The 25947-nt window shown below is 72.6% G+C and carries 23 protein-coding genes and 2 pseudogenes; 8 read left to right on the top strand and 17 right to left on the bottom strand.

Annotated elements, in window-relative coordinates; genetic code table 11:
* Together GA0115240_RS07635 and GA0115240_RS07630 are read right to left on the bottom strand one after the other, a co-directional pair.
* A partial coding sequence (locus GA0115240_RS07635; RefSeq protein WP_107407113.1) for an aminotransferase class I/II-fold pyridoxal phosphate-dependent enzyme occupies positions 1–1435 on the bottom strand: 1435 nt, incomplete at its 3' end.
* Positions 1436–1536: 101 nt separating this feature from the next.
* Positions 1537–2220, bottom strand: a complete 684-nt coding sequence (locus GA0115240_RS07630; RefSeq protein WP_256069597.1) for an HAD family hydrolase — start codon at positions 2218–2220, stop codon at positions 1537–1539.
* A 55-nt stretch (positions 2221–2275) separates the two neighbouring features.
* Here GA0115240_RS07630 and GA0115240_RS07625 point away from each other — a divergent pair, with 55 nt between their 5' ends.
* The gene (locus GA0115240_RS07625) at positions 2276–3736 is read left to right on the top strand and encodes a bifunctional phosphatase PAP2/diacylglycerol kinase family protein (protein ID WP_093735892.1); all 1461 of its coding nucleotides are present in this window, start codon (positions 2276–2278) and stop codon (positions 3734–3736) included.
* Between the two features lie 87 nt (positions 3737–3823).
* Here the strand turns inward: GA0115240_RS07625 and GA0115240_RS07620 are convergent, their stop codons facing one another.
* Complete coding sequence (locus GA0115240_RS07620) at positions 3824–4327, bottom strand: SseB family protein (protein ID WP_093735891.1); 504 nt, start codon at positions 4325–4327, stop codon at positions 3824–3826.
* Between the two features lie 181 nt (positions 4328–4508).
* Between GA0115240_RS07620 and GA0115240_RS07615 the strand changes: the two genes are divergently transcribed.
* Entirely contained in the window at positions 4509–5114 is a 606-nt protein-coding gene (locus GA0115240_RS07615; RefSeq protein ID WP_093735890.1) for a GNAT family N-acetyltransferase, read from the top strand.
* Positions 5115–5192: 78 nt separating this feature from the next.
* Here GA0115240_RS07615 and GA0115240_RS07610 read toward each other — a convergent pair whose 3' ends face one another.
* From GA0115240_RS07610 to GA0115240_RS07590, 5 genes are all read right to left on the bottom strand, one after another.
* Positions 5193–6260: an RNA ligase (ATP) gene (locus GA0115240_RS07610; protein WP_093735889.1), complete on the bottom strand. Its 1068-nt coding sequence runs from the start codon at positions 6258–6260 to the stop codon at positions 5193–5195.
* Between the two features lie 154 nt (positions 6261–6414).
* Positions 6415–8175, bottom strand: a complete 1761-nt coding sequence (locus tag GA0115240_RS07605) for an ABC transporter ATP-binding protein (protein ID WP_256069596.1) — start codon at positions 8173–8175, stop codon at positions 6415–6417.
* Positions 8176–8398: 223 nt separating this feature from the next.
* Positions 8399–8536: a SapB/AmfS family lanthipeptide gene (locus GA0115240_RS07600; RefSeq protein WP_094030686.1), complete on the bottom strand. Its 138-nt coding sequence runs from the start codon at positions 8534–8536 to the stop codon at positions 8399–8401.
* A gap of 145 nt (positions 8537–8681) precedes the next feature.
* Entirely contained in the window at positions 8682–11276 is a 2595-nt protein-coding gene (lanKC, locus tag GA0115240_RS07595; protein WP_093735887.1) for a class III lanthionine synthetase LanKC, read from the bottom strand.
* A 783-nt stretch (positions 11277–12059) separates the two neighbouring features.
* The gene (locus GA0115240_RS07590) at positions 12060–13397 is read right to left on the bottom strand and encodes a hypothetical protein (RefSeq protein WP_093735896.1); all 1338 of its coding nucleotides are present in this window, start codon (positions 13395–13397) and stop codon (positions 12060–12062) included.
* A gap of 498 nt (positions 13398–13895) precedes the next feature.
* Here GA0115240_RS07590 and GA0115240_RS07585 point away from each other — a divergent pair, with 498 nt between their 5' ends.
* Positions 13896–14549, top strand: coding sequence for a YceI family protein (locus GA0115240_RS07585; RefSeq protein ID WP_093735886.1), 654 nt, complete (start codon positions 13896–13898; stop codon positions 14547–14549).
* Positions 14550–14668: 119 nt separating this feature from the next.
* Here the strand turns inward: GA0115240_RS07585 and GA0115240_RS07580 are convergent, their stop codons facing one another.
* The 4 genes from GA0115240_RS07580 to GA0115240_RS07565 form a co-directional block, all read right to left on the bottom strand.
* Positions 14669–15646, bottom strand: coding sequence for an SDR family oxidoreductase (locus GA0115240_RS07580; RefSeq protein WP_093735885.1), 978 nt, complete (start codon positions 15644–15646; stop codon positions 14669–14671).
* Positions 15647–15897: 251 nt separating this feature from the next.
* Entirely contained in the window at positions 15898–16323 is a 426-nt protein-coding gene (locus tag GA0115240_RS07575; protein WP_093735884.1) for an acyl-CoA thioesterase, read from the bottom strand.
* A gap of 67 nt (positions 16324–16390) precedes the next feature.
* Positions 16391–17488 carry an aldo/keto reductase gene (locus tag GA0115240_RS07570; RefSeq protein WP_202451132.1) on the bottom strand — a complete coding sequence of 366 codons (1098 nt, stop codon included), beginning with the start codon at positions 17486–17488 and terminating at the stop codon, positions 16391–16393.
* Between the two features lie 29 nt (positions 17489–17517).
* Positions 17518–18591, bottom strand: coding sequence for a class I SAM-dependent methyltransferase (locus GA0115240_RS07565; RefSeq protein WP_093735882.1), 1074 nt, complete (start codon positions 18589–18591; stop codon positions 17518–17520).
* Between the two features lie 404 nt (positions 18592–18995).
* On the opposite strand from GA0115240_RS07565, the gene GA0115240_RS07560 reads away from it, so the two are divergent.
* Complete coding sequence (locus GA0115240_RS07560) at positions 18996–19331, top strand: hypothetical protein (protein ID WP_093735881.1); 336 nt, start codon at positions 18996–18998, stop codon at positions 19329–19331.
* 130 nt (positions 19332–19461) lie between these two features.
* Positions 19462–20073 (top strand): TetR/AcrR family transcriptional regulator, encoded by a 612-nt coding sequence (locus GA0115240_RS07555; protein ID WP_093735880.1) that lies wholly within the window; start codon positions 19462–19464, stop codon positions 20071–20073.
* Between the two features lie 87 nt (positions 20074–20160).
* Here the strand turns inward: GA0115240_RS07555 and GA0115240_RS07550 are convergent, their stop codons facing one another.
* From GA0115240_RS07550 to GA0115240_RS07545, 3 genes and pseudogenes are all read right to left on the bottom strand, one after another.
* Entirely contained in the window at positions 20161–20604 is a 444-nt protein-coding gene (locus GA0115240_RS07550; protein ID WP_256069598.1) for a nuclear transport factor 2 family protein, read from the bottom strand.
* Positions 20605–20760: 156 nt separating this feature from the next.
* A pseudogene (locus GA0115240_RS37895) lies at positions 20761–20982 on the bottom strand (hypothetical protein); the annotation flags it as partial.
* A complete protein-coding gene (locus GA0115240_RS07545) occupies positions 20883–21281 on the bottom strand; it encodes a VOC family protein (protein WP_093735879.1) in 399 nt (132 codons plus the stop codon). The gene GA0115240_RS07545 and the pseudogene GA0115240_RS37895, both read right to left, overlap by 100 nt.
* Before the next feature lie 90 nt (positions 21282–21371).
* On the opposite strand from GA0115240_RS07545, the gene GA0115240_RS07540 reads away from it, so the two are divergent.
* Positions 21372–22367, top strand: a complete 996-nt coding sequence (locus tag GA0115240_RS07540; RefSeq protein WP_093735878.1) for a helix-turn-helix transcriptional regulator — start codon at positions 21372–21374, stop codon at positions 22365–22367.
* 76 nt (positions 22368–22443) lie between these two features.
* Here GA0115240_RS07540 and GA0115240_RS07535 read toward each other — a convergent pair whose 3' ends face one another.
* The gene (locus GA0115240_RS07535; protein ID WP_093735877.1) at positions 22444–23184 is read right to left on the bottom strand and encodes an SDR family oxidoreductase; all 741 of its coding nucleotides are present in this window, start codon (positions 23182–23184) and stop codon (positions 22444–22446) included.
* 154 nt (positions 23185–23338) lie between these two features.
* On the opposite strand from GA0115240_RS07535, the gene GA0115240_RS07530 reads away from it, so the two are divergent.
* Both GA0115240_RS07530 and GA0115240_RS07525 read left to right on the top strand, forming a co-directional pair.
* Positions 23339–24244, top strand: coding sequence for a helix-turn-helix domain-containing protein (locus GA0115240_RS07530; RefSeq protein WP_237554692.1), 906 nt, complete (start codon positions 23339–23341; stop codon positions 24242–24244).
* Positions 24245–24693: 449 nt separating this feature from the next.
* On the top strand, positions 24694–25677 hold the full coding sequence (locus GA0115240_RS07525) for a ketopantoate reductase family protein (protein WP_093735894.1): 984 nt from the start codon (positions 24694–24696) through the stop codon (positions 25675–25677).
* Positions 25678–25696: 19 nt separating this feature from the next.
* Here the strand turns inward: GA0115240_RS07525 and GA0115240_RS07520 are convergent.
* Positions 25697–25947, bottom strand: a pseudogene (locus GA0115240_RS07520) (DUF5107 domain-containing protein); the annotation flags it as partial.

Below are 25947 nucleotides of genomic sequence, written 5' to 3'. Positions count from 1 at the left end.
AACCCGCCGCGGCCACCACCGTCGATCGCCGACTCCACGCCGACGCGGGCTGGTCGCGCAGTTCCCCGCGCCCCCTGTAGGGCACCCCCCGCAGCAATCCAGTCGCCCAGCGGGGGCACCCGAATCCGCCCCGGGCCGGACACGCCCCACCAGGGGCGCGGGGAACTGCGCGCGCAACCACAACGCACCCGCAGGCAGGCGACGGGCGGGCGGGGGCGGGGTGGGTCGAGGCCGAGTGGGTGGGCCCGGGGGGTGGGGGGTCGGGGGGTGGAGGTCGGGGGTCGTGGGGGGTGAAGGCGGCGGTGAGGGCCGCCAGCGCGGCGGACACGTGCGGGAGGGCGACGGGGTCGGCGGCCGCCAGCGCGGCGCGCCGCTCGGTGTCGGTGGCGCCGTGCAGCGGCCCGGTGTCGATGCGGACGCGCGGCTCCAGCGGGTCGTCGCCGAAGCGCTGCGCGCCCAGCACGCGGCGGCCCAGCACGGTGGTCAGCCGCTCCTCCAGGGCCGCCGCCTTCATACCGGGGGCGCCGAGCATCGGGTACAGCTGGAAGCCGGCCTTCGGCGGCCGGCACACCGCACCGGCCGTGACGATCGACCGGTAGGCGGCGGCCGCGACCCGGGCGTGCAGCCGGGTGGCGGCGGCGCAGTGGTCGGTCACCTCGGCCGGCTCGGTGAGGACGTAGCCGGTGGCGGCGGCGACCGCGCCGGGCAGCACCGCCCGCAGGGCGGCCAGTACCTCGACCGCCCGCTGCCGCCAGCCGGCGCCGTGCCCGGTGCCGGGGAAGCGGGCGAGCGCGGCCGGCACGGAGGCCGGGACCAGGGTCGCGCCGAGGTCGGTGAGGACCACGGTGTGGTCGGGCAGCATCTCGGCCGGGCTCAGCAGCACCGTGTCGTGGTGGTGCAGGGTGTCGCTGTACGTCTCGTCCGAGATGATCAGCAGCCCCGCCTCGGCCGCCGCCTCGCAGGTCTCGTGCAGCAGCTCGGGCGCGGTGACCGTGCCGCTGGGGTCGTCCACCGCGGACAGCACCAGCAGCCGCGGGTCCGCGCCGTCCGCGCGGGCACGCCGTACCGTCTCCAGCAGCGTGAACGGGTCGGGGACGCCGCCGCCCTCGGCCGGAGTGGCGACGGTGTGGACGCGGCGGCCGAGCAGCCGGGCGACCGGGGCCTGCCAGGCGGCGGCCGGGCGGGCCAGTACGGGGTCGCCGTCGACCGAGGCCAGCAGCGCGAGCAGCAGCGGTTCCGCGCCGGGCGCGGCCAGCACATGGCCGGTGTCGGCGGCCAGGCCGCGGCGGGCCCAGTAGCCCTCGGCGGCGGCCAGCAGCGCGCAGTCGCCGCCGGGCGGCTGGTAGCCGGCCGAGGGATCGAGGTGGGCGTCCCAGTACGCGGGTACCGGCAGCCCCGGGTCGGGCCGCAGGTCGTACGGGAGGGTGAGCCGCATACCGCACCTCCGCTGCAGGGGGCCGCCGGCGAGGGCCCTGTAGGCCAGCTTCCCCCGGCGCGGGGGTTCCCGCAGCCCGAGCATGTCCGGACGGCGCTGCGTCAGCCGTGCAGCAGCGCGGGCAGTTTCCGCATGTCGTCGAAGACGGTGGTGCCGGGGCCTGCCAGCCAGGCCGCCGGGGTCAGACCGCCGCAGTAGCCGAAGGAGCGCATGCCCGCCGCGCGGGCCGCCTCGACGCCGTAGCGGCTGTCCTCGACGACCAGGCAGCGGGCCGGTTCGACGCCGAGGCTGCGGGCGGCGTACAGGAAGAGGTCCGGGGCGGGTTTGCCGCGGGGGACGTCGGCGGCGCTGAAGATCCGGCCGGCGAAGCGTTCGTGCAGCCCGGTGAGGCCGAGGGTGTGCCGCAGCCCCGCGTGGCTGGTGCCGGACGCCACGCAGGCGGGCAGGGTGAGCGCGTCCAGTGCGTCGACCACCCCGTCCACGGGGGCGAGTTCACGTTCGAAGGCCTCGCGGTACAGCCGCTGGTACGGCACGTCCCACCCGGCGGGCAGCGGATGGCCGAGGTGGCGTTCGATGTCCGCGGTCATGTCGGCGAAGGAGCGGCCCACGAACCGCTCGACGACTTCTTCCTCCGTCAGCGGCCAGCCCAGGCGCGCCAGCACCTGGACGTCGACCTTCACCGCGATCTTCTCGCTGTCGACGAGCACCCCGTCGCAGTCGAAGATCACCAGTCCCGCTTCGGGCCACTTTGTCCGCTCGTCCCACCCCGGGTTGCCGCTGTTCACCCGGGGAGCGTACTGCGGCGGAGTGCGGGGGCCGCCGGAGGGTAATCGGACGGTCATGACGTACCCCTGGAAAAGCTGGGACAAGGCGCTGTTCGCCCGGGTGGCGAAGCAGCACTGGCCGGGCGCCGAACCGGTGCTGCCCCGGTTGAGCCGGTCCGCCAACCACGGCCGGCTGTGGTTCGCGGTGGCGGCCGGCATGGCGGCCACCGGTGGGCGCAGCGGCCGGCGGGCCGCCGCGCGCGGCCTGGGCTCGATGGCGCTGGCCTCGCTGACCGCCAATACGGTCGGCAAGGGCGCGGTGCGGCGGACCCGGCCGATACTGGACGCCGTGCCGGTGATACGGCAGCTGCACCGCCAGCCGGTCACCTCGTCCTTCCCGTCCGGGCATTCCGCGTCGGCGGCGGCCTTCGTCGCGGGCGCCGCCATGGAGTCCAGCGCCTGGGGCACGGCGCTGGCACCGGTCGCGGCGAGCGTGGCCTTCTCCCGGATCTACACCGGTGTGCACTACCCCAGCGACGTGGTGGTGGGCTGCGCGCTGGGCGTGGGCGCGGCGCTGACCGTGCGCGCGCTGCTGCCGCCGACCTCCGAGCAGCCCGAGCCCGGCCCGTCGACGCGGGCGCCGGTGCTGGCGGAGGGCGAGGGGCTGCATGTCGTGGTCAACACCGCCTCGGGCCCGCCGCCGCTGCTGATGACCTCCGCCGAGCGGATCCGTACCGTGCTGCCGCAGGCCGAGGTCGTCGAGCGGACGGAGGACGACGACCTGGTGGAGCTGCTGGAGAAGGCGGCCCGCTCGGCGCTGGAGGGGGGCGGCGCGCTGGGGGTCTGCGGCGGCGACGGCACGGTGGGGCGGGCCGCCGAGATCGCGATGCGGCACGAGCTGCCGCTGGCGGTCTTTCCCGGCGGCACCCGCAACCATTTCGCGCTCGACCTCGGTTTCGAGTCGGTGGAGGACACCGCGGTCGCGGTGCTGTCCGGCCGGGCCTCGACGGTGGACGTGGCCCGGCACACCGACACGGTGACCGGCGCGAGCGCGCTCTTCCTCAACACGTTCAGCGTCGGCTCGTACCCGGAGCTGGTCCGGATCCGGGAGCGCTGGTCGCGGCGGGTGGGCAGCTGGCCGGCCAGTGTGCTGGCGGCGGTGCATGTGCTGCGGACCTGTACTCCGGTCGATGTGGTGATCAACGGCAAGCCGCGCTCGGTGTGGCTGCTGTTCGCCGGGAACTGCCGTTATTCCAGCTGGGGACCCGCCCCGGTCCGGCGGCGCGACCTGTCCGACGGGGTGCTGGACGTGCGGATCGTGGACGGCGGGCCCTTCGCGCGGACCCGGATGATGGGTGCGGCGCTGACCGGCGTGCTGACGGGCTCGCCCGTGTACGAGGTGGCGGAGGTGCCGAAACTGCGGCTGCGGCTGCCGGGCGCGGGCGTCCATCTCGCCTACGACGGTGAGGTGGCGCCGGCGCCCGGTGAGCTGGTGCTGGACAAGGTGGCCGCCGGATTGGTGGTCTACCGGAGCTGACGGCCGCGGGACCGGCCCCGGTGGGTGTATCACCCACCGGGGCCGGTCCCGCGACTGCTGCGGGCCCAGGGCCCGGCCGTGCCGCTGTCAGGTGCCGCCGACGAGGCCGGCCAGGGCCCGTACGCCCTCACCCGAGATGCTCAGCGCGTCCGGGCTGCCGGTGTCGATCGACAGGATCAGCTCGTCCGAGGGCCAGGCGCCGCTGAGCGCGGCGAGCTGGACCAGCCGGTAGCGGCGGGTGGCCGGCAGAGCCTCGGCCATCCGCGTCTCGGAGGTGAACACCGGGACGAGCTGACGGCCGTCGTCCTGCTCGTAGACCGGCAGCTGGATCTCACGGGGCGGTTCGGGCGTGCCGGCGGAGCCGTCCACGCTGTCCATGCCGCCGGCCTCCGGGGCGGCGGCACCCGCGGCGGCGTCGGCGTCGCCGGGACCCGACGGATCCTCCGGGAAGTCGTCGAGAGCCGGGACCGGCAGCAGGACCTCGCTCACCGCGAGGGTGCTGAGCGCGATGACGTTCTCGCTGCCTTGGGCGATCTCGTGCAGGGCGCGCTGGGCCGGGGGCAGGGCGCCGTCAGGGTTGATGTCGGTCATGCCGGTTTCCTCTCGCCGTCGCTTCGGGGGCTGGGTGTCGAGGTCGGAATGTCGCGTGTTCGGATGTCGGATGTTGCCGAGGTGGCTGAACCCGGCGCGTACCCAGGGGCGCGCGGAGCATGCGGACCGCCCGCCGAAAAGGCGTTGACCGGGGAGGGAGCCAGCCGGTTACCGTGCGGGCATGGTTGCCGAGAGCCCCTCCCCCGTTGTCCTGCGCGGCCGTTTCGTGCGGCTGGAGCCGCTCGATCCCGCGGCCCACGCGGCCGGGCTTTTCGCCGCGGGCGGGGGTGACGAGGAGGTGTGGCGCTGGCTGCCCGCCGAGCCGCCCCGCAGCGAGGACGAGCTCCGCGAGCTGGCGGGCCGGGTGGCCGCCGCGTCGAAGGCCGCCGGCGGGCTGGCCTTCGCGGTGGTGGAGCAGGCCGGCGGCCGCCCGATCGGCTGGACCACGTATCACGATGTGAGCACCGTGGACGAGCGGCTGGAGATCGGCTGGACCTGGTACGGCCGGGCGTACTGGCGGACGCCGGTCAACACCGAGGCGAAGCTGCTGCTGATGACGCACGCCTTCGAGGATCTGGGGATGGGCCGGATCTGCTGGAAGACCGACGGGCTCAACACGCGCTCGCAGGACGCGATCGCCCGGCTGGGCGCGGTGCGCGAGGGCGTGTGGCGCCGCCACCGGCTGCGGTCGGACGGGGTGACGTGGCGGGACAGCGTCTTCTTCTCGATGCTGGCGCAGGAGTGGCCGGCCGCCAGGGCGAGACTGCGGGCCCGGCTGACGGCGTGACGCGGCGGCCCGCCCGGGCCCGCGGCCGGGGCGGGGCTCCGGGTCCGCCGGACGCCCGGCGGACCCGTGACCGCGCCCTCACTCGTATTCGGTGCCGCCCTTTCGGGTCAGGTAGTCGTCGCTGACCACCTTGGCGATGGCCCGGCCGCCGAGGACCGGGCTGTACTTGTCCTCGATGGTGCGCACCACCACGCCCTCGCGCAGGTGCAGACCCCGGCCCGAGACGGTTTCCTTGCCGTGCGCCAGGTCCAGCACCGTCGGCAGGTCGAAGGGCCCTTCGAACAGCCGGGGTACGAGCGGCACCCGGCCGGCCAGCAGGGCGGCCGGATCGAGCCACCCCGGCTGGCCGCCGAGGTCGGCGCACACGTCGAACGCGGCGTAGCCCGGGGTACCGAGGCCGGCGTCGGTGCCGTAGCCGAGGTCCTGGACACCCCGGCCGTAGACCTCGCCGTAGATGCCGATCCGGCGGGCACCGAGCCGCCGGGCGAGTTCGGCGGCGACGGCGGGCAGGTCGTGGCCGCGCACCGCGCGCCAGTAGAGGTTGCCGGGGGCCTGCTGGAGCGCGAGCTGCTGCCCGCCCAGGCCCTTGGACGTGACCTGGGTGGCGCCGGAGTCGGCGCAGTACGTCAGACAGCAGGCCGTGCCGTGCAGCTTCTCGGAGACCGCGACGAGGTCGCCGGGCGCGAAGATGTCCGGGTAGCGCTTGAGGTTCTCGATGTCGGTCCACGGCAGCAGTTCGGGCGCGGCCTCCACGTCGCCGCTCATCGACACCGGCACCGGCGGCACCCACTTGACGATGCCGAGCCGCTCGGCGAAGTCCTCCCCGTCGGCCGCCGCGCGCGCCAGGTCGACACCCGCCAGGGCGCCGGGCCGGCAGACGATCCCCTGCGACAGCTCGCCGCGCAGCCGGACGGCCCGGACCCGGTTGGCGGCGCTGCCCGCGAGCCGCCCGGTCAGGCCGAGTTCGGCGATCAGCTCCTCGGGGAGCACCGCCTGCTCGGGTATGTACACCCCGAACTCACCGGTCCGGAAAGCCCCCTTGGCCACCACCGCCCGGTACAGACCGACCTGCGCCAGGTCGAGCGCGTCGGCGTTCGGGTGCTCCGCGATCGTGAGGCGTTCGGCGGTCACCCGCAGTGTGGACATGGCGCTGCTCCCCCATGGACCTGGACGTCCCCCCGGCGGCGCGCGAGGCCGCGCGCCTGCTCACTGTGCCGCGCGCCGGCCGTCGCGGGCCACGGATTATTCGGTCGTGCGCGCGTCCGTACGCCCGGCGCCGTACCGGAGCGCACCCCTGCGCTCAGCCGGCCGGGACCGCCTGGCTGGCGACGAGTTCGCGGTAGGGCGGGCAGCGGCTGAGCAGGCTGAGGTGGTCGCCGGCGTCGACCACCCGGCCGCGGTTCATCATGATCACGTGCTGGGCGTGCTGGACGGTGGAGAGCCGGTGGGCGACCACGATCACCGCCCGGGTCGTCGCCAGTTCCTCCACGATGGCCCGGAAGCGCTGTTCGTTGAGGCCGTCCTGCTGGCTGGTGGGCTCGTCCAGCAGGACGATGTCGGCGTCGGACAGGAGCGCGCGGGCCAGCGCCATCCGCTGGCGCTGGCCGCCGGACAGGTCCACCTCGCGCCCCAGGGGCGTGTCGAGGCCGAGGGGGAGGCGGCCGATCTCCTCGGTCAGTCCGACGGCGTCCAGGGCCACCGCCAGTTCGGTGTCGTCGGCCCGCCGGGTGCGGCCCAGCTGCAGATTTTCCCGGGCGGTGGCCTGCAGCAGGGTGAACGCCTGGTCGACGTAGGCGATCCGGCCGCGCAGCGCGTCCAGCGGCCACTGCCGGGCGTCGTGGCCGAGGACGGTGATGGAACCGGCCGACGGCCGGACGAACCGGTCGATGAGCGCGAGGGTGGTGGTCTTTCCCGCCCCCGAGGGGCCCACGATCGCGGTGAGGCCGGTGCGGGCGGTGGTGAAGGAGACGGCCTCCAGTGCGGCCTCGCCGGCCCCGGCGTGGGTGTAGGACACGGAGCGGAAGACCACCGACGGGGCGTCGGGCAGTGGGGCGGGAGCCGTCCGCGCCGCGTCGTGCGGATCGGTTTCCGGCGGCACGGACAGCAGCTCGTTGCAGCGGTCCCGGGCGGCCAGGCCGCCCTGCAGCCGCCCGAAGCCGGTGGCCAGGGTGCTCACCGAGGGCACGGTCTGCAACAGGTAGAGCAGGAACGCGGCGAAGGCGGCGACCTGGAGGTCCCCGGCGGCCAGTCGGGCGCCACCGGTGAGGATCACGGCGATCATCGCGAACTGGTTGCCGAGTGCCAGCACCGCCGGGATCAGGGCGTTGAGGCGGCCGCCCTGGACCGCGACCGCCCGCAGCCGTTCGGCGTCCCCGGCCAGGGCGTCGGCGGCCACCGGCTCGGCCCGGTACGCCTTGATCGTGGTGAGGGCCTCCAAAGTCGCGGTGAAGCGCTGGGCGACCCGGCCCACCGCGTCCTGCTGCCTGGCGACGTTGGACTTCATCCGGCCCAGGATCAGCAGCACCAGCCCGGTCAGCACGGTGAGCGCGAGGGCGGTGACCAGGGTGAGGACCCAGTCGATCCACACCATGACCGCGAGGGTGGCCGCGACGGTCAGGCCGGCCAGCGGAAGTTGGGTGGCCACGTCGACCACTTCGCGCAGCAGCAGCGCGTCGGAGGTGATCCGGGCGGTGAAGTCCCCGGTGCCGCGGGCCCGGACGACGGCCAGCGGCAGCCGCAGCGCGTGCTCCATGATCCGGGTTCGCAGCCGGTACGTCATCCGCTCCCCGATGCGGGCCAGCAGGAAGCCCGCGCCCGCCTGGACGAGGGCGCCGCCGAAGGCCGTCACGCACATCATCAGCACGTCGAAGCCGAGCGACCGGTGGTCGGAGAAGTCGGTGATGATGTTCCGGACCAGCAGCGGAAGCGCCAGGGCGGCGGCGGTGGCGGCCAGGGCGAGCAGGAGGGCGCAGACGAGCCGGCCGGGTTCGGCGGTCAGTTCGCGGCGCAGCGCCACCCGGTCCGGCGGGCGGCGGGCGGGGTCAGGGGGCTGGTCGGCCACGGGCAACCGTCTCCGGTGGTGCGGCGGGTTTGGGCGGGGGGACCGGGGGGACGGGGTGTGCGGCGGACGTCCCGGCGAGGGCGGCGGGCGGCCGGTGGCGGGGCGGATACGACCCGGCCCGGGGCGGTGGTTCGCCGCTCCGGGCCGGACAGCCGGCCGGACCCGTCACTCACGGCCCGGCCGGCCTCGCGGTACTGCCCGCCCTACCGGACGGCGGTGTCGCTCAGAGGCACAGCAGGGTGCTGACGGTGCTGGTGCCGCAGTTGAGCGCGCTCAGCGAGCTGGTGCTCGCCAGGGTGTCGTCGATCGGGGCCGCCTCGGTCTCAGGCAGCTCCATGGTCTGGAGGTCGAGGATCGCCATGATGTTCTCCTTCGGTTGGGTGGAACATGGGTGGATCGCCCGGCCGGCGGCCGGGAGTCTTGGGGGGGCGCCGTGGTGCGCCCCGGGACGGCGGACCGGACAGCGGGGAGCCGGCCACGGTTCGGGCGCGGCGCCGTCCGGGCCGTCAGCTCGTGGCGGCGGCCCCGGGCGGAGCCGCGCGCGGGGCCCCGGTCCAGGGCAGGAACGGGGTGTCCGCCAGCGCGGCGCCCAGGGCCAGCAGCACCCCGGCCGAACCGGTCGCGAGGTCCGCGGACAGGCGCAGCAACTGGTCCCCGGGAAAGGCGAGGTGCCCCTGGTAGGAGACCTGGTGCAAGGTCAGCAGCCTCCGCTGCCGGTCGAGCAGCGCGGCCGCTGCCGCGGGGGCCGCCCGCCGCCCGGTCACCGCCAGGTAGCCGAGCAGGCCCGCCCGCCCGTTGAACAGGCCGGACTGGATGATGAACTCGGGTTCGGCGGCCCGCCGGATCGCCGGCTCGTAACCGGCCGAGGGGCTGTCGGGGCGGTGCGCCAGCAGGGCGTCGAGCGCCAGACCGATGCCGGCGCTGCCGGTCTCGATGTAGGGCAGCACCCGGCGCCCGTCGACGACCTGGAGGGTCCCGTCGGCCACGTCGGTGCACCGGTCGAGGTCCAGCCCCAGCAGGGTCTCGGCCTGGTCGAGCAGCGCGGTGTCGCCGGTCTGCTCGTACAGGCGGATCAGGGCGAGCGCCGCACCGGAGGCCCCCGACAGCAGGCCCGCCGGGCGCGCGGGGTCGCTGCGGCCGGCTTTTTCCAGGGTGTCGCCCGCGGACCGGGCCAGGACCAGCGCCTGGTCCAGCAGCCCCCGTTCGCCGGTGGCTTGCGCGAAGTGCGCCAGCGTCAGCGCGATGCCGGGCGCGCCGGCGGCCAGTCCCGGCCCCGACTCGTCGTCCGGGGCGTCGGCCAGGCGCCGCAGCAGCCCGAGGGCCGCGTCGCGTTCGCCCAGCAGGTCCAGGACGTAGGCGACGCCGTGGCCGCCGAAGTAGAGGCCCGGTGTCGTGGAGCGGCTGCCGGCGGCGGCGACGAGCCACCGGACATGCTCGGGGTCGATCGCGGCACCGGTGGCGTGCAGGGCGTAGAGCACACCGGCCGCGCCATGGGCCAGGCCCAGACCGCCGTGGGTGAACTGGGCGACGTCGCCGGGGAAGAGCCGGTCGGCGCGGCCCGGGGTGGCCATGGCCGTGATGCCGGCGGTCAGCGAGTCCCTGATCCGCGGCCAGTCGGGCTCGGGTGCGGCCAGCAGGTCGTTGACCTGCGAGCGGCGCCGGCCCAGGTCGGGCCGGGGGGTGCGGCCGTCGTTCGGCGCGCTGCCGAGGTAGCGGCGGATGTCGTCGGTGTAGCCGGGCGGGACCGGGAAGCGGTCTTCGACGGCGTCGGCGAGCTCGTCGGCCTTGCCCGGATCGAGGGCGGGCAGCTGCGCCAGCGGCAGGAACAGCCACAGCCGGATCGCGGCCAGTCCGTACCGGTCGATCCCGGTCCCGGTGTAGCCCTGCGGCGCGGCGAAGCCGGCGGCGCCCAGCGCCGGGCGGAGGAAGTCCTCGACGGTGCTGGCGAGTTCGAAGTCGATGAAGCAGAGGTCGCCGTCGGGGCGGATGATGAGATTGCGGGGGTGGAGATCGCCGAAGACGACCCCCCGGGCGTGGATGGCGGCCAGCGCGCGTTCGAGCTTGTCCACGATGCCGAGCGCCTCGCGGCAGTAGCCGGCCACCGCGGCCTCGTCGGCGTCCGGGTGGATCAGCGGGTAGCGGGCGGTCAGCCACTCGCTGAGCGACTTGCCCTCGACGAACTCCTGGACCAGGAACTCGTGTTCCCACACCTTCAGCATCCCGTGCGTCGCGGGGACGCCGGGCACGCCCGCGAGCCGGACCAGGGTGTCGTGCTCGTTGCGCAACCGGGTCACGGCGTCGACCCCGCGCTGGTCGAGGCCCGCGTACGGCCGGGCCTCCTTCAGCACCACGGGCGGTCCGTCGGCTCCGTCGCGCGCCAGATACACCCCGCCGGCGTTGGAGAAGTGCAGGACGCGTTCCACGGTGTAGGGCAGCGCCTGGTCGTGCTGCGCGGCCCGGGCGGCCACCGCGGGGGCGATGCAGGCCGGCACCGGCGCCCAGGGCGGGACGGAGAATCCGGCGCCGCGCACGTCGGGCACCAGCCGGCCGTCCGGGTCGGCGAGGGCGAGCACCCGTTCACCGGCCTCGTTGCGGCAGTGGAGTTCCGCGAACCCGCCGTACCTGAGGTAGAGCGGACCTTCACCCCAGCGCAGGTCGCTGAGGATGTACGGGCCCCTGCGTCCGGCCAGCAGAGCGCCGAGGCCCTCCAGACAGCGCTCCAGCTCCGCCGCGTCCACCGGGTACAGGGTGCAGAATTTCCCGCTGGAGCCGCGCGCCGCGTACTTCGAGTTCTGCACCTGGAGGATCGGCAGCCCGCGCAGGAACTTGAACGTGACGCGCTCGCGCAGGCAGTAGGCGTAGACCTGCTCCAGCACCTCCTCGGCGTCCTCGGTACGCGCCGACACGTGGATCTTCCAGCCCTGCGCGGGGATCTCCACATCCACCGGCCGCACCACGGCCCAGATCTCCAGATCGCCCCGCTCCCAGCCGGCCGGCAGCGGTCGGCCGACGGCGGCGAACTCCTCGCGGGCACCCCAGCGCCGGGGCGTATCGTAGAAGATCGGATCGGCATAGGCGTAGGCCTCGTACCGGTTGTCCATCGGAATCCTCCTCGGTGCGGCGGCGAGCACGGATGACGCAGCGGGGAATTCGACGGCCGTCAGAAATTCGGGACGGCGGGAGCCCCAGCGGATGGGCGCTCCGCCGACCGAAAATCCGGGCCGGCGAAGCGACTACCCGAAACATCGCGATTTCCGAGTTTCCGCACAAGGGCGCGATAGGGCTTTCCGCGACGTATCCGGTCCTCCGGCGCGGCCGTGGACCGACCAGGGATTCGGACGGCGAAAAGGCGTGCGCCCGTTGGCCCCGCAGCGCCTGTCCTCAAGCGGGCGCCGGCCGGGCCTGCCGTCGTACGCCCTCCTCGGCCCGATCGGGCACACACGGCGCTGAGCTGCGATGATCTGGCGGCGCACGTGGTCCGGACAGATGCCCGTGGCAGGGTCCGGACCGGCTTCCAGCCGCCGGACGCGGACGGCGGCGGTCGGCCGGAACCCGGGGATCCGGCCGGCGAAAAACGAACACACGAACTATTTGTCGCGGCTTTGTTCTATTCTTCCGTCTCTTTCCGGATCAGCGGGACTGCCCGGAATCTCCATCGGCCGCTTACGCCTCGGCGAGATCAGTGAGGTGATGCCGATGGTTTGTCCGTACCATTCCGGCGCCGCACGTAAAGGCATTCACGCGACAGCGCAGCGGCCCGGGGAATGGGGTCCGCGGTGGCCCGAATCAACGCGGCGGCCGGCTCGATGGCCCGCATCGCCTCAGTGGCGTGCCATTCGCGCCGATGTCGCGGTGGGCCGCACGCGTGACGAGTCGCCGGGGCCCTATCCGAAGCCGCCGCCGTCGAAGCCCCCGTCGGACCCGCCGCCGTCCGAGCCGCCGCCGAAGTCGCCCGGGTCGAACCCGGAGCCGGAACTGTCGCCACCGTCGGGACCGTTGCCGGGGCCGTCGTCGTAGCCGCCGTAACCCTCGCCGCCGCCGTAGCCCTCGTAGCCGTAGCCCGGGCCGAAGAGCGAGCCGCCCAGCAGGGTGCCGATCAGCAGGCCGGGCAGCAGGCCGCCGCCGAAGTAGCCGCCCGCGTAGGGGCCGTAGACCGGGCCGGCGTTCCAGTAGGGCTCGGGGCCGGACGGGGTCGCCACCGTGCGGGACATCGGCGCCTGGCCGTCCTCGATCCTGGCCACATCCGCGGCGCAGGCGGGCACATCACGGGGAGTGCCGCCGGGCGGCGCCCACCGCACATCGCGGACGGAGGGGCCGTGCCGGGGATCGAAGAAGCAGGGGGGCCGCCGTTCGGGCAGCGGGCGGCCGGCCCGGCGGGCCTCCAGCGTCGCCAGCGCGAAGCGCCCGTCCTCCAGTGCCTCGGTGACCGGCTTGACGTCGTCGGGCCGGCGGGCCGCGGTCATCAGCGACTTGGCGCGCTCGTACAGGTCGAGAGCCCGGGCGTAGTCGGCCCGCATCGGGTCGTCGGTGGTCGGATCGTCGGGCCGGAAGTCCAACCGGTCCAGTTCCTCGCCGAAGGCGGTGATGTCCTCGTCGACGGCCGTGCGCAGCCGGTCGAGCTGAGCCCGCTCCCGCGCGGCCCCGGCCCTCCGGCGGCGTCCGGCCAGCACCACGGCGCCGACGGCGAGCAGCGCCGCCAGCCCCACCAGGACGATGAGGGCGGTCGTGCCCGAGCCAACGGCTCCGGCGTCGCCCGGGTCGTTCCGCCACGTGCTCGGCGCGTGGCCGTTGGCCTGCCGGAGCGCCTGGCCGACGAAGCTGTTCACTTCACCGACGGTGCCGCCGCCCGAGCGCTGCACCTGGCCGACCAGGTTGGCCACCGCGCTGCGGGACATCACCTGGGGGTCGGCTCCCGCGTTGAACCGGGCCCCGAGGTGGACGGCGTAGACGCCGGTGATGCCGACCGCGGACCTCAGGTCCTGGAGCACCGTGGCGGCGGGGAACTCGGCGGCGGCGGGCAGGATCGCCACGAAGACCGGTTTGTCGGCCCCGGTGATCCGGTCGGCGAGCGCGTGGGCCTGCGCCGGGGACATCTGGCCGGCTGCCCGGGGATCGACATAGACCGGACCGTTCCGCAGTGCGGCGGCGGCGGTGTCGACGCCGGTGGCGGAGTGCGCGGCGGGTACGAGGCCGGCGCCGTGCGCCGGCAGCAAGAGGGCCATGGCCGCCAGGGGAAGGCTCCAGGCGGCGACAGCCCACCGGGTGAACCGGCGCCGGCCCTTGCGCGCGGTGGCCGTTCTCCCCGCGTCCCTGCTGCTCGCGTCCATCCCGCTCCTGCCCGATGGGTCCGATATGCCCACGTTAATGGACAAAAGCCGCATGGATCGGATGGGCGCAAGGGCCGCGGAAGCGGTGGGCGCGCTCCGCGAGGGGGGTGGCCCCGCCCTGCCGCGACGGGCGCGGTCCCGATGCCCGGTGGCGGATTCCGGGCGGCGGATTCCCGGCGGTCCGGCGGCGTCGGGCCGCGCCGGACGCGGCGCGGGGCCGAGCCGTCCTCCGCCGCGCTACGGGGGTGGCATCGAATGCAAGCCGAAGAGGGCCGTTCAGGCACTCATTCGCGACATAGTGGCCGCCATCACACATTGATCCTATATGCACGGGAATGGGTCGAAGGGGGCATGTGGTTGAGAGGTAAACCAACCCCGTCCCGAGGAGTCATCATGGGCCTGTTCAGCCGCAAGACCGCTGCCACCGCGACCCCGGCCGGCACCGCCACGACCGCCGGCACCCCCGCCGGCACCCCCGCCGGCACCGCCACCGCCGTCCGTACGGATCTGACGCACCTGACCGGTGACTACGTCATCGATCCCACCCACAGCGAGATCGGCTTCTCGGCGCGGCACGCCATGGTCACCACCGTGCGCGGACGCTTCACCGCGTACGAGGGCAGGCTGCACCTCGACGGCGCCGCGCCGTCGGCGTCCACCGCCGAGCTGACCATCAAGGTCGCCAGCATCGACACCGCCCAGGCCGGCCGGGACGAGCACCTGCGCAACGGTGACTTCTTCGCCGCCGAGGAGTTCCCCGAGATCACCTTCCGCAGCACCGGCGCCGAGCAGGTCGACGACGACACCTACCGGATGCACGGCGACCTCACCATCAAGGGCGTCACCCGGCCGGTCTCCGTCGACCTCACCCTCAATGGCCAGGTCACCGACCCGTACGGCGCCGTCCGGGTGGGCTTCGACGGATCCACCACCGTCACACGCGCCGACTGGGGCCTGACCTACAACGCGGCCCTCGAAGGCGGCGGTGTGCTGATCAGCGACAAGGTCAAGCTCACCTTCGACATCTCGGCGATCAAGGCAGCCTGACCCGACCTCCGCACCCCCGAAGCGGCCCCGCAGGCACTCACCCCGCCTGCGGGGCCGCCCCCGTTCTCCCCACCGGATCCTCACCGCGCGCCGCGGGCCACTCGGGGCAAGGTCGTCTACTACCCGCCGACGAAATAGGCCGTCTGAGCGATGTCGGTCAGGAGGTCAGGGCCGGTGGGCCGCCAGCCGAGTTCCTTGCGGGTGAGCGTGCTGGACACGTAGTTGTCGCCCGCGGCGAACGGGCCGAGCCAGCCGAACCGGCGGGATGCCTGGCCGTTCGGCCTGGTCTCGACCGGGACCCTCAAGCCCTCGCCGATCGCCTCGGCGATCGTGCGGAACTCGACGCCTTCATCCGCGACAGCGTGGTAGCGGGCGCCCGCGACGCCCTTTTCGAGGGCCAGCCGGAACAGGTGCGCGACGTCGTCCCGGTGCACGGCCGACCAGCGGTTGCGGCCCTCGCCGAGGTAGACCGAGACACCTTTCTTGCGGGCGACCTTGATCAGCTGGGGTACCAGGCCGGTGTCACCGTCACCGTGCACCGACGGCGGGATACGGATGACCGAGGCACGCACGCCCTGGGCGGCCAGCGCCAGCGTCGTCTCCTCGGAGGGGATCCGCTGGGCACCCGGGGACAGCGGAGAGGGCGCGTCCATTTCTGTCGCGGGCTCCGTCGCGAGGGTGCCCGGCACCACGGCAAAGGTCGGGAAGGCCACAACGAGTGGCCCGCCGGAGTCGGCGAGGACGGCGCCGAATGTCTCAATGGCGCGTTTGTCCACCCCGGCCCCGGCGGCGCCGAATCGGCTGACAATGCCACGGGGGCTGCCGCCGAGCAGAACCCGCAGACGGGTCGTGCGGCGCGGGTTGGAGAACCCGTTGAAATAGGCGAGGTGCATCACGCCGTCAGCGGTGGCCGCACCACGCCGCAGGTTGGCGACGTCCTCCAGGTCGCCATGGTGGATCCGCACCCCGGCGCTGGTCAGCGCCTCGGCAGACCGACCCGGACGCACGAGTGCGGTGACCTCGTGTCCGGCCCGGAGCAGCTCGGGAACGAGGGCGGAACCGATCCAGCCGGTGGCACCGGTGACGAATACACGCATGAGGAAACCTCCGAATTGCGCCGCCCGGCGGGACCATACCTATGAGCCAGCTGGTTTCACTCGGTGAAATTACCGTAACCCGTCGGTACCACCAGGCACGGACACTGTGATCGTCGCGTTCACCAACGATGCACTGTCCGTGCTGCTCCCCGTGTCAGCGGGCGCCGCAACCCTCCCCGCCGCACCGCCTCGGCCAGCCCGGGGCGGAGCCGGCGCCCCAGGGCGACCGTGAACCGCGCCGCGACTTCCTCCTACGTCGCCTGGATGGTTCCGGCGACCTCGCGGGCTCGATCGGACCACGGGGTGGGCAGCAGTGTCGTGGTGTCGAGGCGGACGACGGTGCGGCTTCCGTGCGCGTAGGTGGTCACACCGTCGGCGGAGGCCAGCCGGAAGCCCGCGGTGGCCGAGGTGGTCCCCAGCCGTTCCACCCACAGATGCACGGTGTAGTCGCCGAACATGGCCACGGGGACGTCATAGGTGATGGTGAACGCCTTGACGACATTGAAACTGTCTCCCTCGAGGCCTTTCCCGCCGCCGAAACCCCGCTCGATCCAGAAGGTGCCCCATGCCCTCTCGACGAGCACCTGGTAGCGGCTGTTGTGCAGCATGCCGAGCGGGTCCATGTCGTCGAAGTAGATGATGACGGGTACCAGGACACCGATACCGACGGTCGGCATCGCGATGGTCCGGGGGGTGGGGGGTCATGCTTCGTCTCCTGGATGGCGCACACGACGGAACGGCATGTCAGGCCGTCCAGTTCTGGACGGCGGGCGCGTATCCGGCGGGCTTGTCCCCGACCTTGGCACCGGGGTTCACCAGCCAGCTCTGGTAGGCCGGTGTGAACATTCCGTAGACCGACAGAGGTCGCGTCGGCACGGCGCTCGCCTCGTCGAGGGATGTGCGCAGCGCGGCCGGGATCTCGAAGTCGAGTGCGGCCAGGTTGGATTCGAGCTGGCTCGCGCTGCTCGCACCGACGATGGCGGAGGCGATCCCGGGCTGGGTGGCGACCCAGTTGACGGCGACCTGTGCCATCGTCACACCGAGCTCTCCGGCGACGCTTTCGAGCGTCTTGAGCAGCCGCCAGTCCTGGTCGGTCCAGGTGAGCCCGGGCGCTCCCGCGTCGCCGAGCCGTCCCTTTCCGGTGAGTCCCTCTTCGGCCTGCCGGTATTTGCCGGTGAGGAAACCTCCCCCGAGCGGACTCCAGGCGGTGATTCCGAGCCCCAGTGTCTGGCTCATGGCGACGTGTTCCTGCTCGATGGTCCGCCCGACGAGGGAATAGGGCAGCTGCAGGCTGATCATCGGCACGAGGGAGTGGGCCTCGGCGTAGGTCTGGGCGCGGGCGGCATACCAGGCGGGCACGTCGGACAGTCCCGCGTGGCGGATCTTTCCGGCCCTGGTGAGATCGTCGAAGGTCCGCAGGACCTCCTCGACGGGGGTGATCCGGTCCCAGGTGTGCAGCAGGAACAGGTCGATGTAGTCGGTGCGCAGGCGGCGCAGTGATGCCTCGACCGCCCTGATCATGTGCTTGCGGCCGTTGCCCCCCGCGTTCGGGTCGCCGGGGTCCACGCTGTTGGTGAACTTCGTGGTCAGCACCACCCGGTCGCGGACCTTGGCCCGCGCGATCAGATTCCCGAGGATGACCTCGCTCTGCCCGGCGGTGTAGAAGTCCGCCGTGTCGATGAAGTTGCCTCCCGCATCGAGATAGCGATCGAATATCGGGCGGGCCTCCTCCTCGGTCTTCCCGTAGGCGGCATGGAAGCCGTCGACGCCGAAATTCATCGTGCCCAGCGCGATTCTGCTGACGCGCAGCCCTGAACGTCCCAACAGGTAATAGGTGTCCATCGACATCGTTGTGTATTCCCTTCGAGTGGTTATCGTCTGACGTCGTATATACGGTTGGTGAGAGTTTCCGCGGCGAGCTTCCAGCCGGTCAGCCCGGCTTCCTCGGCGATGCGCCGCATCGCCTCCTCGCCGGCGTGGTTGCCCAGCGCATGCGGTCCGTTCTGCGCGAGGGCGCCGGGCAGGCACAAGGCCGCCGACACGGACGCGAAGGAACGGCCGATCGGATTGACCAGGCCCGCCGGGTCGGCCGAGGTGTTGGGCTCCACGACCATGCAGCTTCCGTCCTCGGCCAGTGCGTGTTCGGCGCGGCGGAGGGCGGCGACGGGGTCCCCGAGGTCGTGAAGACAGTCGAAGAAGGTGATCAGGTCGTAGGGGCCCTGGGGGAAGTCGTCGGCCGCGGCCAGGTCGAAGGTCACCCGGTCACTCAGCCCCTGCTCCTGTGCGGCGCGGCGGGCGGCGTAGACCGACGGGGTGTGAAAGTCGAAGCCGCTGAAGCGGGAGTTCGGGAAGGCTTGCGCCATGAGCAGGGTGGAGTGGCCGAAGCCGCACCCGACATCCGCGACGGACGCCCCGCGTTCGAGTTTGTCCAGCACTCCGTCCAGCGCCGGCAGCCACTCCCGCACGAGCATCGAGTCGTAACCGGGACGGAAGAACGCCGCCACCCCTTCGTAGAGGTCCGGGCCGTGCGCCTGCCAGCCCACCCCCGCACCGGTGCGATACGCCTCGGACAGGGCGCTCTCGGTCTCGTACAAGGGCCCGAGCATCGTGAAGGCGCCGGCCATGCAGGTGGGCGCGGTCCGGTCCGCCAGCACCGCCGCGTGCTCGGCCGGGAGGTGGTAGGTGCCGGTCGCGGCGTCGTGGAGCACGTAGGCGCCGGCCACCTGTGCGGCCAGCCATTCCCGTACGTAGCGCTCGACGAGTCCGGTGCGTTCGGCGAGCTCTTCCGACGTGAGGGGACCGGCCCCGGCCATCGCCTCGTACAGCCCCAGACGGACGCCCATCGAAGTGCACAGGCCGGCGAACGCCGCGGCGCTGTCCGCCGCCACCCGGCCCAAGAACTCTCCGACCCGATCCTGGTCAAGAGGTCTGCCCGTACTGATCATTTTCCCTCACCTGTCCTTGAGCCGTATCGCCCCCGCCCCGCCGGCGCTCGCGCGGTGAGACCCCGTGGCCGCGCCGGATCGATGCCCGCTTCACATGACATAAGAGGTTTCCCGTCGCCTTCGGGGCCGGTGCGGTCCGCCATTTTTTGATAGCGGGATGCAGAAAGGGCGCGAGCCGGGCGGCCCGTTTTCCGTCCTGGCTGCCATATCTCGGCGACGGGGACGGTGCGGCTCGGAGTCGTTCCGTCACGCGCTCACGCTAAACAGAAATTTTTGGACCAGCAAGTCCAGAAAGTTTTTCGCCCGCCCTCTTTGAACCCGATCTCATAGGTGCCGGGGGGCGTCACACGCAGGGTTTACGATGCCGAAAGGTGCACACCTGCAGTCGACGAAAGGCCCAGGAGATGGCCGACCATGCCGGTGCGACGGCGCACCCGGTCCGGGCGAACGGGGCGGTACCGATCCTCGACAACGACGCCGCGGTGCTCGCTTGGTGGGACGGCGCGCAGGCGCTCCTCGGCTACCGCGCCGACGACGTGGTGGGACGCTCGGTCGACATGCTGCTGACCACGCGGACAGGCGGCAATGTCGGGCGGGTCAGCGCGCCGCCGGCCGAGGCGCGCCTGGCCCGGGGCACGGGGGACCCGGAGCAGAGGCCGGTCACCGCCCTTCGCGACGCCTTCCGCACCAAGCCGTCCCCCGACGACGTCACCCTGCTGGTCGCGCGCACGCGCTCCTAGGAGTGCGCACCCGGGGCCCGGCGGCCCGGGCCTTTCGGCCCGGCGACGTCCGGCGTGAGCTGCGCATCCGCCGGTTCCCGGGGCACGCCGGTAAAGTCGGATCCGTCCGGTCGGGGAGCGAGGTGGGGTCATGAGTGGTGCTTTGACGCCCAAGGGCCGCGCCACGCGTGCCCGGATCGTCACCGGAGCGGCCGAGGTACTGCGGGAGAGAGGTGTCGCCACGGCCACGCTGGACGAGATCTGCCTGCGCACCGGAGTGAGCAAGGGCCAGCTCTTCCACTACTTTCCAGGCGGCCGGGAGGAGCTGCTGCTCGCGGTCGCGCAACAGGAGGCGGACCGCGTGCTGGACGACCAGCAGCCCTCCTTGCGCTCGCTCGATTCCTGGGACACCTGGGACCAGTGGCGGGACGTCCTCGTTCAGCGGTACGAGGCACAGGGCGACACCTGCCCCATGGGACTGCTCTTCGCGGAAGTCGGACGGTCCAGCCCCGGAGCCCGGGCCATCGTCGTCAAGCTGATGCGGGAGTGGCAGCAATACCTCGCCGCCGGGATCCACGCCCTCCAGCGCGGCGGTCGGCTCCCGGCCTCGCTCGACGTCGACCAGACCGCCGCAGCACTACTGGCCGGCATCCAGGGCGGAGTGGCGATCATGCTCTCCACCGGAGACTCGACCAACCTCAAAGCCGCCCTCGACTGGGGAATCGGCCGACTGCGCGCGGCAGGGCACCCACTCGCGGAGTAAGGCGCTGGCCGTCCCCGAAGGGCGGGGCGCCCGCGATTCAACCCGACCGGAAGCGGCGGGAGCGTCACGCGACCCGTCGGACACGACCTAGGGAAATTCCTTCCGCAATGACGCGATGAGCCCGTCAAGGTCCCCGCGCGCCGTGCGCGTACGGATCGGGTCGATGTAGTCGCGTGACTCGACGATCTGACCGTCCTGGACACGCATGACGAAGACGCAGGGCACCTTGGCCGTGGAGTCGTCCGGCAACGTGAACTCATAGGCGAACTCGGCGACGATCACCTCAGGATCGGCGGTCTCGTGAACGACGACATCGACGACCCGCCTCTTCGGCAAAGACCCCCGGGCTTCCGGCGGCACCGTGAAGTGCTCATGGAGCGCACGCCGACTCGTCAACGGCTCGGACTCCGGCGTCGCCATCGGATGCCGGACGTCGGTGACCTCGCCGTACAGGCCGGGCAACTCCTCGAAGTTCCCGTCGGCGACCCCGTGAACAAGCCGGAGAAACACCTCGCGCGGACTCAGACCCACCAGACCTCCCCTTCGACTGATCACTCCCAGGGTAGTCGGCCGCCCTGCCAGGAGCAGGAGGAAGGTCAAGGAACAAGCTGAGAGCCCGCGCAGACAGCCGACCTGGAAAGCCTCGGCATGATGCCCGGGAGCGTGGACCGGACGCGCCTGCCAGATCTGCCGGAACTCCTCACTGCCGGCGCGCAGTTCGGCCGGCAGCGCAGCCAGCTGCGGGTCATGCGGGCAGCGGTCCGCGGCCCGGCGCAGCCGCGCCCCACCACGGCGCCCCCTCACATCGCTCAGCGAGCGAACTTCTCGATGGCGGCCGGTGTGACGGGGGTGAAAAAGTTGACGAGGTTGCCGTCGGGGTCGCGAAACAGGAGCGAACGGTTGCCCCAGGGCATCGTGGTGGGTTCGTTGACGAAGTCCTCCACGAAGCCGGTCAGGTTCTTGTGCACGCTGTCCACGTCGTCGACAAGGAATTCGAGGATGACGCTGTGGTTGTCGGCCGGGCGGGCGGAGCCGGGCGCGAACAGCGGGACAGTGCGGGTGCTGCCGATCGCGAGGGTGGCCGAGGTGGTCCTGAGCTCCGCGAAGTCCTCGTTGGACCAGTCGGCAGATACTCCGGTGGCGCACTCGTAAAAGTTGACGAGGCGGGCGACGTCGCCCGTGATGACGCGGATAGAGACAAAGTCCATGGTGTTCTCCTGGTCCGTCGGTGCTTCTGATCGCAAGCTACGACGAATACCGGGCAGAACCCGCCCGGTATATGCGGGAGACTTCGGAGCATGCCTCGCCCCGTTGCCCGCGTGCTCGCCCTGCTGGAACTCCTGCAGTCGGGCGGCATCCGGACCGTGACCGAGCTCGCCGATCGGCTCGACGTCGACGAACGCACCGTACGGCGGTACGTCGGCCACCTCGTCGACCTCGATGTACCCGTCGAGTCGGTGCGCGGCCGCTACGGCGGCTACCGCCTCGCCCCCGGTTACCGCATGCCTCCGCTCATGCTGAGCGACGACGAAGCGCTCGCCGTGCTGCTCGGCCTGGTTGCGGGTCGGCGAGCCGGCTTGGCCACGGACACGGCGAGTGAGACGGCGGCGGCCAAGATCCGACGCGTGCTGCCCGAGCGGCTGAGGCGCAGACTCGACGCCGTGCTCGGTTCCCTTGCCTTCACGGACCGCCCCGGCGAGGCAGTCGCCCCGGAATCCACGGTTCTGCTCGCGATCGCCGACGCGGTCAACCATCACCGGCCGATCTCGATCCGGTACACAGCCGCCGACGGCCGGCGCAGCGAACGCACACTGCACCCGCACGGGGTCGTCTCCCACTCGGGCCGGTGGTACGTCACGGCTGCGGATCTCACGGCCGGCGAGGACCGGACGTTTCGGCTGGATCGCATCACCGGGGTGAGAACCCTGCCCGGCTCGTTCGAACCACCCGCCGGACTCGACCCGGCGAAGCGCGTACTGACCGGGCTCGCCACAGCTCCGTACCGGCATGAGGTCACCCTGCGGATCCAGGGCACGGCCGAGCAGATCCGCACCCGGCTTCCCGCCGGCCTCGCGATCGTGGAGGAACTCCCTTCCCCGAGCAGCGCGGATCCGCAGACCCTGCGCTGGTCCCGCGTCGGACTCCGGGTGGAACGGCTCGACTGGCTGCCGGCTGTCCTCGCCTCGCTGGACCGGCCCTTCGCCGTCGAACGCCCAGATGAGCTCCGCGGCCTCGTCGAAGCTCTCGCCGAACGGCTCACGAACTCCGCCCGGCGAAGCCCACCTCACGAGTAACGGATCGCTCAGCCCTCCCCCCGGAACCGGTCAGCCCTGCACCGCAAGGACACAGCCGGGCTCGGAACCGGGTCGATCAGCGGCCGGGCAGGTTGTTCAGCGGTGCGGAGCGGCGTTCCAGGAGCTCGGCGTAGGTGCCGTCCCGTTCGGCCCAGCGCAGCGGCAGCGCGGCCTCGGCAATGATCTGGCGGGTCGTAGGCTCCACGGCCAGCAGCTCCATCACCTCGTCGAGGTAATCGTCGACCGGTACGGCCGCCGGGTTGAGCTTCGCCATCGCCGGGGTCGCGACGGCCGGCGGCACGAGCTCGGCCACCTCCACGCCGGTCCCGGCCAGGTGCGCCCGCAGCGACTCGGTGTAGGAGTGGACCGCGGCCTTCGTGGCGCCGTAGGTGGCCATGAGTGGGAAGGGCAGGAAGCCGATTCCCGAGCTCACCGTGATGATCGTTCCGGTGCCGCGGCCGATCAGGTGCGGCGTGAAGGCGTCGAGCACCCGGATGGTACCGAGCAGGTTGGTGGCGACCATGCTCTCGGCGTCGGTGATGTGCGCGGGGTCGCGCAGGTCTTCGGTGAGCAGGACTCCGGACATCGTGACGACGACGTCGAGGTCGGGGTGCGCGGCGAGCACGTCGTCGCGGGCCCGCAGGACCGAGGCGGGGTCGGTGACGTCGATCCGGACGGACTGCAGGCCGTCCCGTGGCTCGGGCTGGCGCCCGCCGACGACGACCGTGTTGCCGGCCTTCGCGAACCGGTGCGCGAGTTCGAGCCCGATGCCAGAGGTGCCACCGACGATGAGCACTGTGCGACGGGTGAGCTTCACCAGAACCTCCCTGTAACGTTCGGTAGTCGTCCAACAACTACCGGATCTTCCACAACCAGGCTCACTCACATGCTCTGGAACCGGAAAGGCCCTGCCGATCCGGGGTGTGCCAGGACCCCCTCTGCGACCGTCGGCCGCGGCTACCGTGGGAGGTATGCCTCAAGACGACGCGAACCGGCTGGGCGAGTATCTGCACGCCCGCCGCGACCTGGTCACGCCGCAGCAGGCCGGCATCCCCGGTGGCGCCAACAGGCGCGTCCCAGGGCTGCGCCGCGAGGAGGTGGCGATGCTTGCCGGTACCAGTGCGGACTACTACCTGCGATTGGAGCGCGGCAGGGATCACAACCCCTCCCCGCAGGTGCTCCAGGCCATCGCCCGTGTCCTGCACCTCGACGACCTGGAAACCGAGTACCTGCTCGGACTCAACGTGCCCCGCCCGCCGGCCCGCCGCAAGCAGCGCATGCCGCGCCTGCCCGCCCGGTTGCACCATCTGTTGGCGGCCGTGGACGTGCCGGCGTTCGTCGAGGACCGGCACTTCGACGTCCTGGCCTCCAACCGACTCGCGATGGCGCTGTCGCCGCGGCTGCGGCCTGGCGGGAACCGGCTGCGCTCCCTGCTGCTCGACCCCGAGGAACGCCACTTCCAGCACGACTGGGAGGCGGCGGTCGTCGACTCCGTCGCGGCGTTCCGCCGTTCGGTGGACGACAGCGTCACCGACCAGCGCTCAGTCGAACTCGTCGGCGAGCTGTCCCTGGCCAGCAACCGCTTCCGCACCCTGTGGGCACGGCACGACATCAAAGCGCTCGGCTACACCAGTACCGTCAACCATCCGGTCGTGGGCGAACTGCACCTCAACCGCGAGAAGCTCGCCGTCGGAGACCTGCTGCTCGTGCTCTACTACCCGGACCAGGACAGCGACGCTGCCGAGAAGCTCCAACTGCTGGCCTCCCTCGCCCCAGCCGGCGGGCAGCAGCCCGCTGCGGCCGTCGACGCGCCGACAGGCCCCGACGTCGACGCCTGCCACCGATCGCAGGGCGGTCGGGGCCGACGCAGACCGTGACGCCCTGTCCGCTCCGACCGGCCTGAGGCGGTCACAAGAGACTCGGGGCGTGAGGGTCCGCCGCCTGTGCGACCGGCCGCAGCCGCCGGCACCGCGATTCCTCGCCGCGATGTGTCCTTGGGCCTGTCCGGGCGATCTTCTCGGGCCCGCGACGACAGCCGCGGCACCTCGCTGCGTTGTCGGAGTCGTCCGAATACGGCCCAGTTCTCCGCGCGCGAGCGGGGGTGCTCCGGTCCGGCTCGGGGTGCTGCCGGTGGCGCTCGCGTTCTTCCGGCGCGAGCCGGGTGGTCCAATGTCGATCGCTGCGGCGTGCAGCGCGCTTCGCGAGACCCGGTGCGGCGCAGCCGCCGGGTCCGCCCGGTCCGAAGCGGCTGCCCGCCGAGCCGGCGTACCGGACCCTCGGCGTACCGGACACTATGATCGTCGGGTTCACCAACGAAGGTTCCTGTATGCGATACATCATCATCGGCGCCGGAGCGGTCGGCGGGACCATCGGCGGCCGGCTGTTCGACAGCGGGCGCGAGGTCGTCCTGGTGGCCCGCGGCGCGCACGCGCAGGCGCTGCGGGAGCGCGGGCTGCGGCTGGAACTGCCGGACGGAACACATGAGTTGCCAGTGCCCGTGGTGGACGGGCCGGATGATGTGACGGCCCGGGACGACGATGTGCTGGTGCTGGCGGTGAAGACGCAGGACACCGCGGACGCGTTGGCGCGGTGGAGCGGCCACGGGGACCGGCCGGCGGTGGTCTGCGCGCAGAACGGGGTGGAGAACGAGCGGCTGGCGCTGCGCCGCTTCCGTGATGTGCACGCGATGTGCGTGTGGCTGCCCAGTTCGTATCTGGAACCGGGTGTGGTGGCGGCGCCGTGCGCGCCGCTGACCGGGATCCTGCATCTGGGCCGCTACCCGTCCGGCGCCGACGACACGACGCGCCGGATCGCGGCGGATCTGGCGGACTCGGGGTTCGCCGCACCGGTCCGGGACGACGTGATGGCCTGGAAGTACGCCAAGCTGCTGGCGAACCTCGGCAACGCGGTGGACGCCCTGTTCGGGTCGGTCGGCGGCGGGCCGCCGGCGGAGCTGGCCGAGCGGGCCGGGGCGGAGGGCGCGGCGGTGCTGGACGCGGCGGGCATCCCCTTCGTCGGTGCGGCGGAAGCGGCCCGGGAACGGGGCGACCGGATGCGGATCCGGCCGGTCAACGGCCCGGCGCGCGGGGGCGGTTCGTCCTGGCAGAGTCTGATGCGGGGCACCGGCTCGATCGAGTCCGACTACCTGAACGGGGAGATCGTGCTGCTGGCCCGTCGGCTGGGCGTGCCGGCGCCGGTCAATGAGGCGCTGCAGCGGACGGCGAATCTGTTCGCCCGGGAGCGCCGCCGGCCGGGCGACCTGACGGCCGGTGAGCGGGCGGCGCTCCTGGCATCGCTTCGGGAGGCGTGACGGCGCGGCGACCGCCCGCTCACCGGCTGTCCGGCCCCATCCGGAAGTCGTAGGCGGCGGGCAGCGGGTGTTCGGCCCTGGCCCGGGCCCGGACGGTGTCGTCCACCGGCCCGTCGCCGGCCAGCAGGGCCTCGGCGACGGCGTACCAGGTGTCGCTGAGCGCGAGGTCTCCTTCCCGCAGGTCCTCGACGACGAGGCCCTGGTCGAGCAGGGCGCGGGCGCCGGCCGCGTCGCCCCGGGCGAGTGCGGTCCGGGCGCGCAGCAGCCGGA

It is taken from the genome of Streptomyces sp. DvalAA-14 (assembly GCF_900091855.1).
GTDB lineage: Bacteria > Actinomycetota > Actinomycetes > Streptomycetales > Streptomycetaceae > Actinacidiphila.
The sequence above is the reverse complement of the archived record's forward strand: the minus strand, read 5'-3'. Positions and strand labels throughout refer to the sequence as shown.

Bases quoted from the DNA above. Each gene is read 5' to 3' on its own strand.
- GA0115240_RS07580 (WP_093735885.1), bottom strand. From the start codon at position 15,646: ATGCGTGTATTCGTCACCGGTGCCACCGGCTGGATCGGTTCCGCCCTC.
- GA0115240_RS07575 (WP_093735884.1), bottom strand. From the start codon at position 16,323: ATGCCGACCGTCGGTATCGGTGTCCTGGTACCCGTCATCATCTACTTC.
- GA0115240_RS07545 (WP_093735879.1), bottom strand. From the start codon at position 21,281: ATGGACTTTGTCTCTATCCGCGTCATCACGGGCGACGTCGCCCGCCTC.
- GA0115240_RS07530 (WP_237554692.1), top strand. From the start codon at position 23,339: ATGCCTCAAGACGACGCGAACCGGCTGGGCGAGTATCTGCACGCCCGC.
- GA0115240_RS07555 (WP_093735880.1), top strand. From the start codon at position 19,462: ATGAGTGGTGCTTTGACGCCCAAGGGCCGCGCCACGCGTGCCCGGATC.
- GA0115240_RS07590 (WP_093735896.1), bottom strand. From the start codon at position 13,397: ATGGCCCTCTTGCTGCCGGCGCACGGCGCCGGCCTCGTACCCGCCGCG.
- GA0115240_RS07525 (WP_093735894.1), top strand. From the start codon at position 24,694: ATGCGATACATCATCATCGGCGCCGGAGCGGTCGGCGGGACCATCGGC.
- GA0115240_RS07615 (WP_093735890.1), top strand. From the start codon at position 4,509: ATGGTTGCCGAGAGCCCCTCCCCCGTTGTCCTGCGCGGCCGTTTCGTG.
- GA0115240_RS07565 (WP_093735882.1), bottom strand. From the start codon at position 18,591: ATGATCAGTACGGGCAGACCTCTTGACCAGGATCGGGTCGGAGAGTTC.
- lanKC (WP_093735887.1), bottom strand. From the start codon at position 11,276: ATGGACAACCGGTACGAGGCCTACGCCTATGCCGATCCGATCTTCTAC.
- GA0115240_RS07540 (WP_093735878.1), top strand. From the start codon at position 21,372: ATGCCTCGCCCCGTTGCCCGCGTGCTCGCCCTGCTGGAACTCCTGCAG.
- GA0115240_RS07570 (WP_202451132.1), bottom strand. From the start codon at position 17,488: ATGGACACCTATTACCTGTTGGGACGTTCAGGGCTGCGCGTCAGCAGA.
- GA0115240_RS07600 (WP_094030686.1), bottom strand. From the start codon at position 8,536: ATGGCGATCCTCGACCTCCAGACCATGGAGCTGCCTGAGACCGAGGCG.
- GA0115240_RS07560 (WP_093735881.1), top strand. From the start codon at position 18,996: ATGGCCGACCATGCCGGTGCGACGGCGCACCCGGTCCGGGCGAACGGG.
- GA0115240_RS07585 (WP_093735886.1), top strand. From the start codon at position 13,896: ATGGGCCTGTTCAGCCGCAAGACCGCTGCCACCGCGACCCCGGCCGGC.
- GA0115240_RS07610 (WP_093735889.1), bottom strand. From the start codon at position 6,260: ATGTCCACACTGCGGGTGACCGCCGAACGCCTCACGATCGCGGAGCAC.
- GA0115240_RS07620 (WP_093735891.1), bottom strand. From the start codon at position 4,327: ATGACCGACATCAACCCTGACGGCGCCCTGCCCCCGGCCCAGCGCGCC.
- GA0115240_RS07625 (WP_093735892.1), top strand. From the start codon at position 2,276: ATGACGTACCCCTGGAAAAGCTGGGACAAGGCGCTGTTCGCCCGGGTG.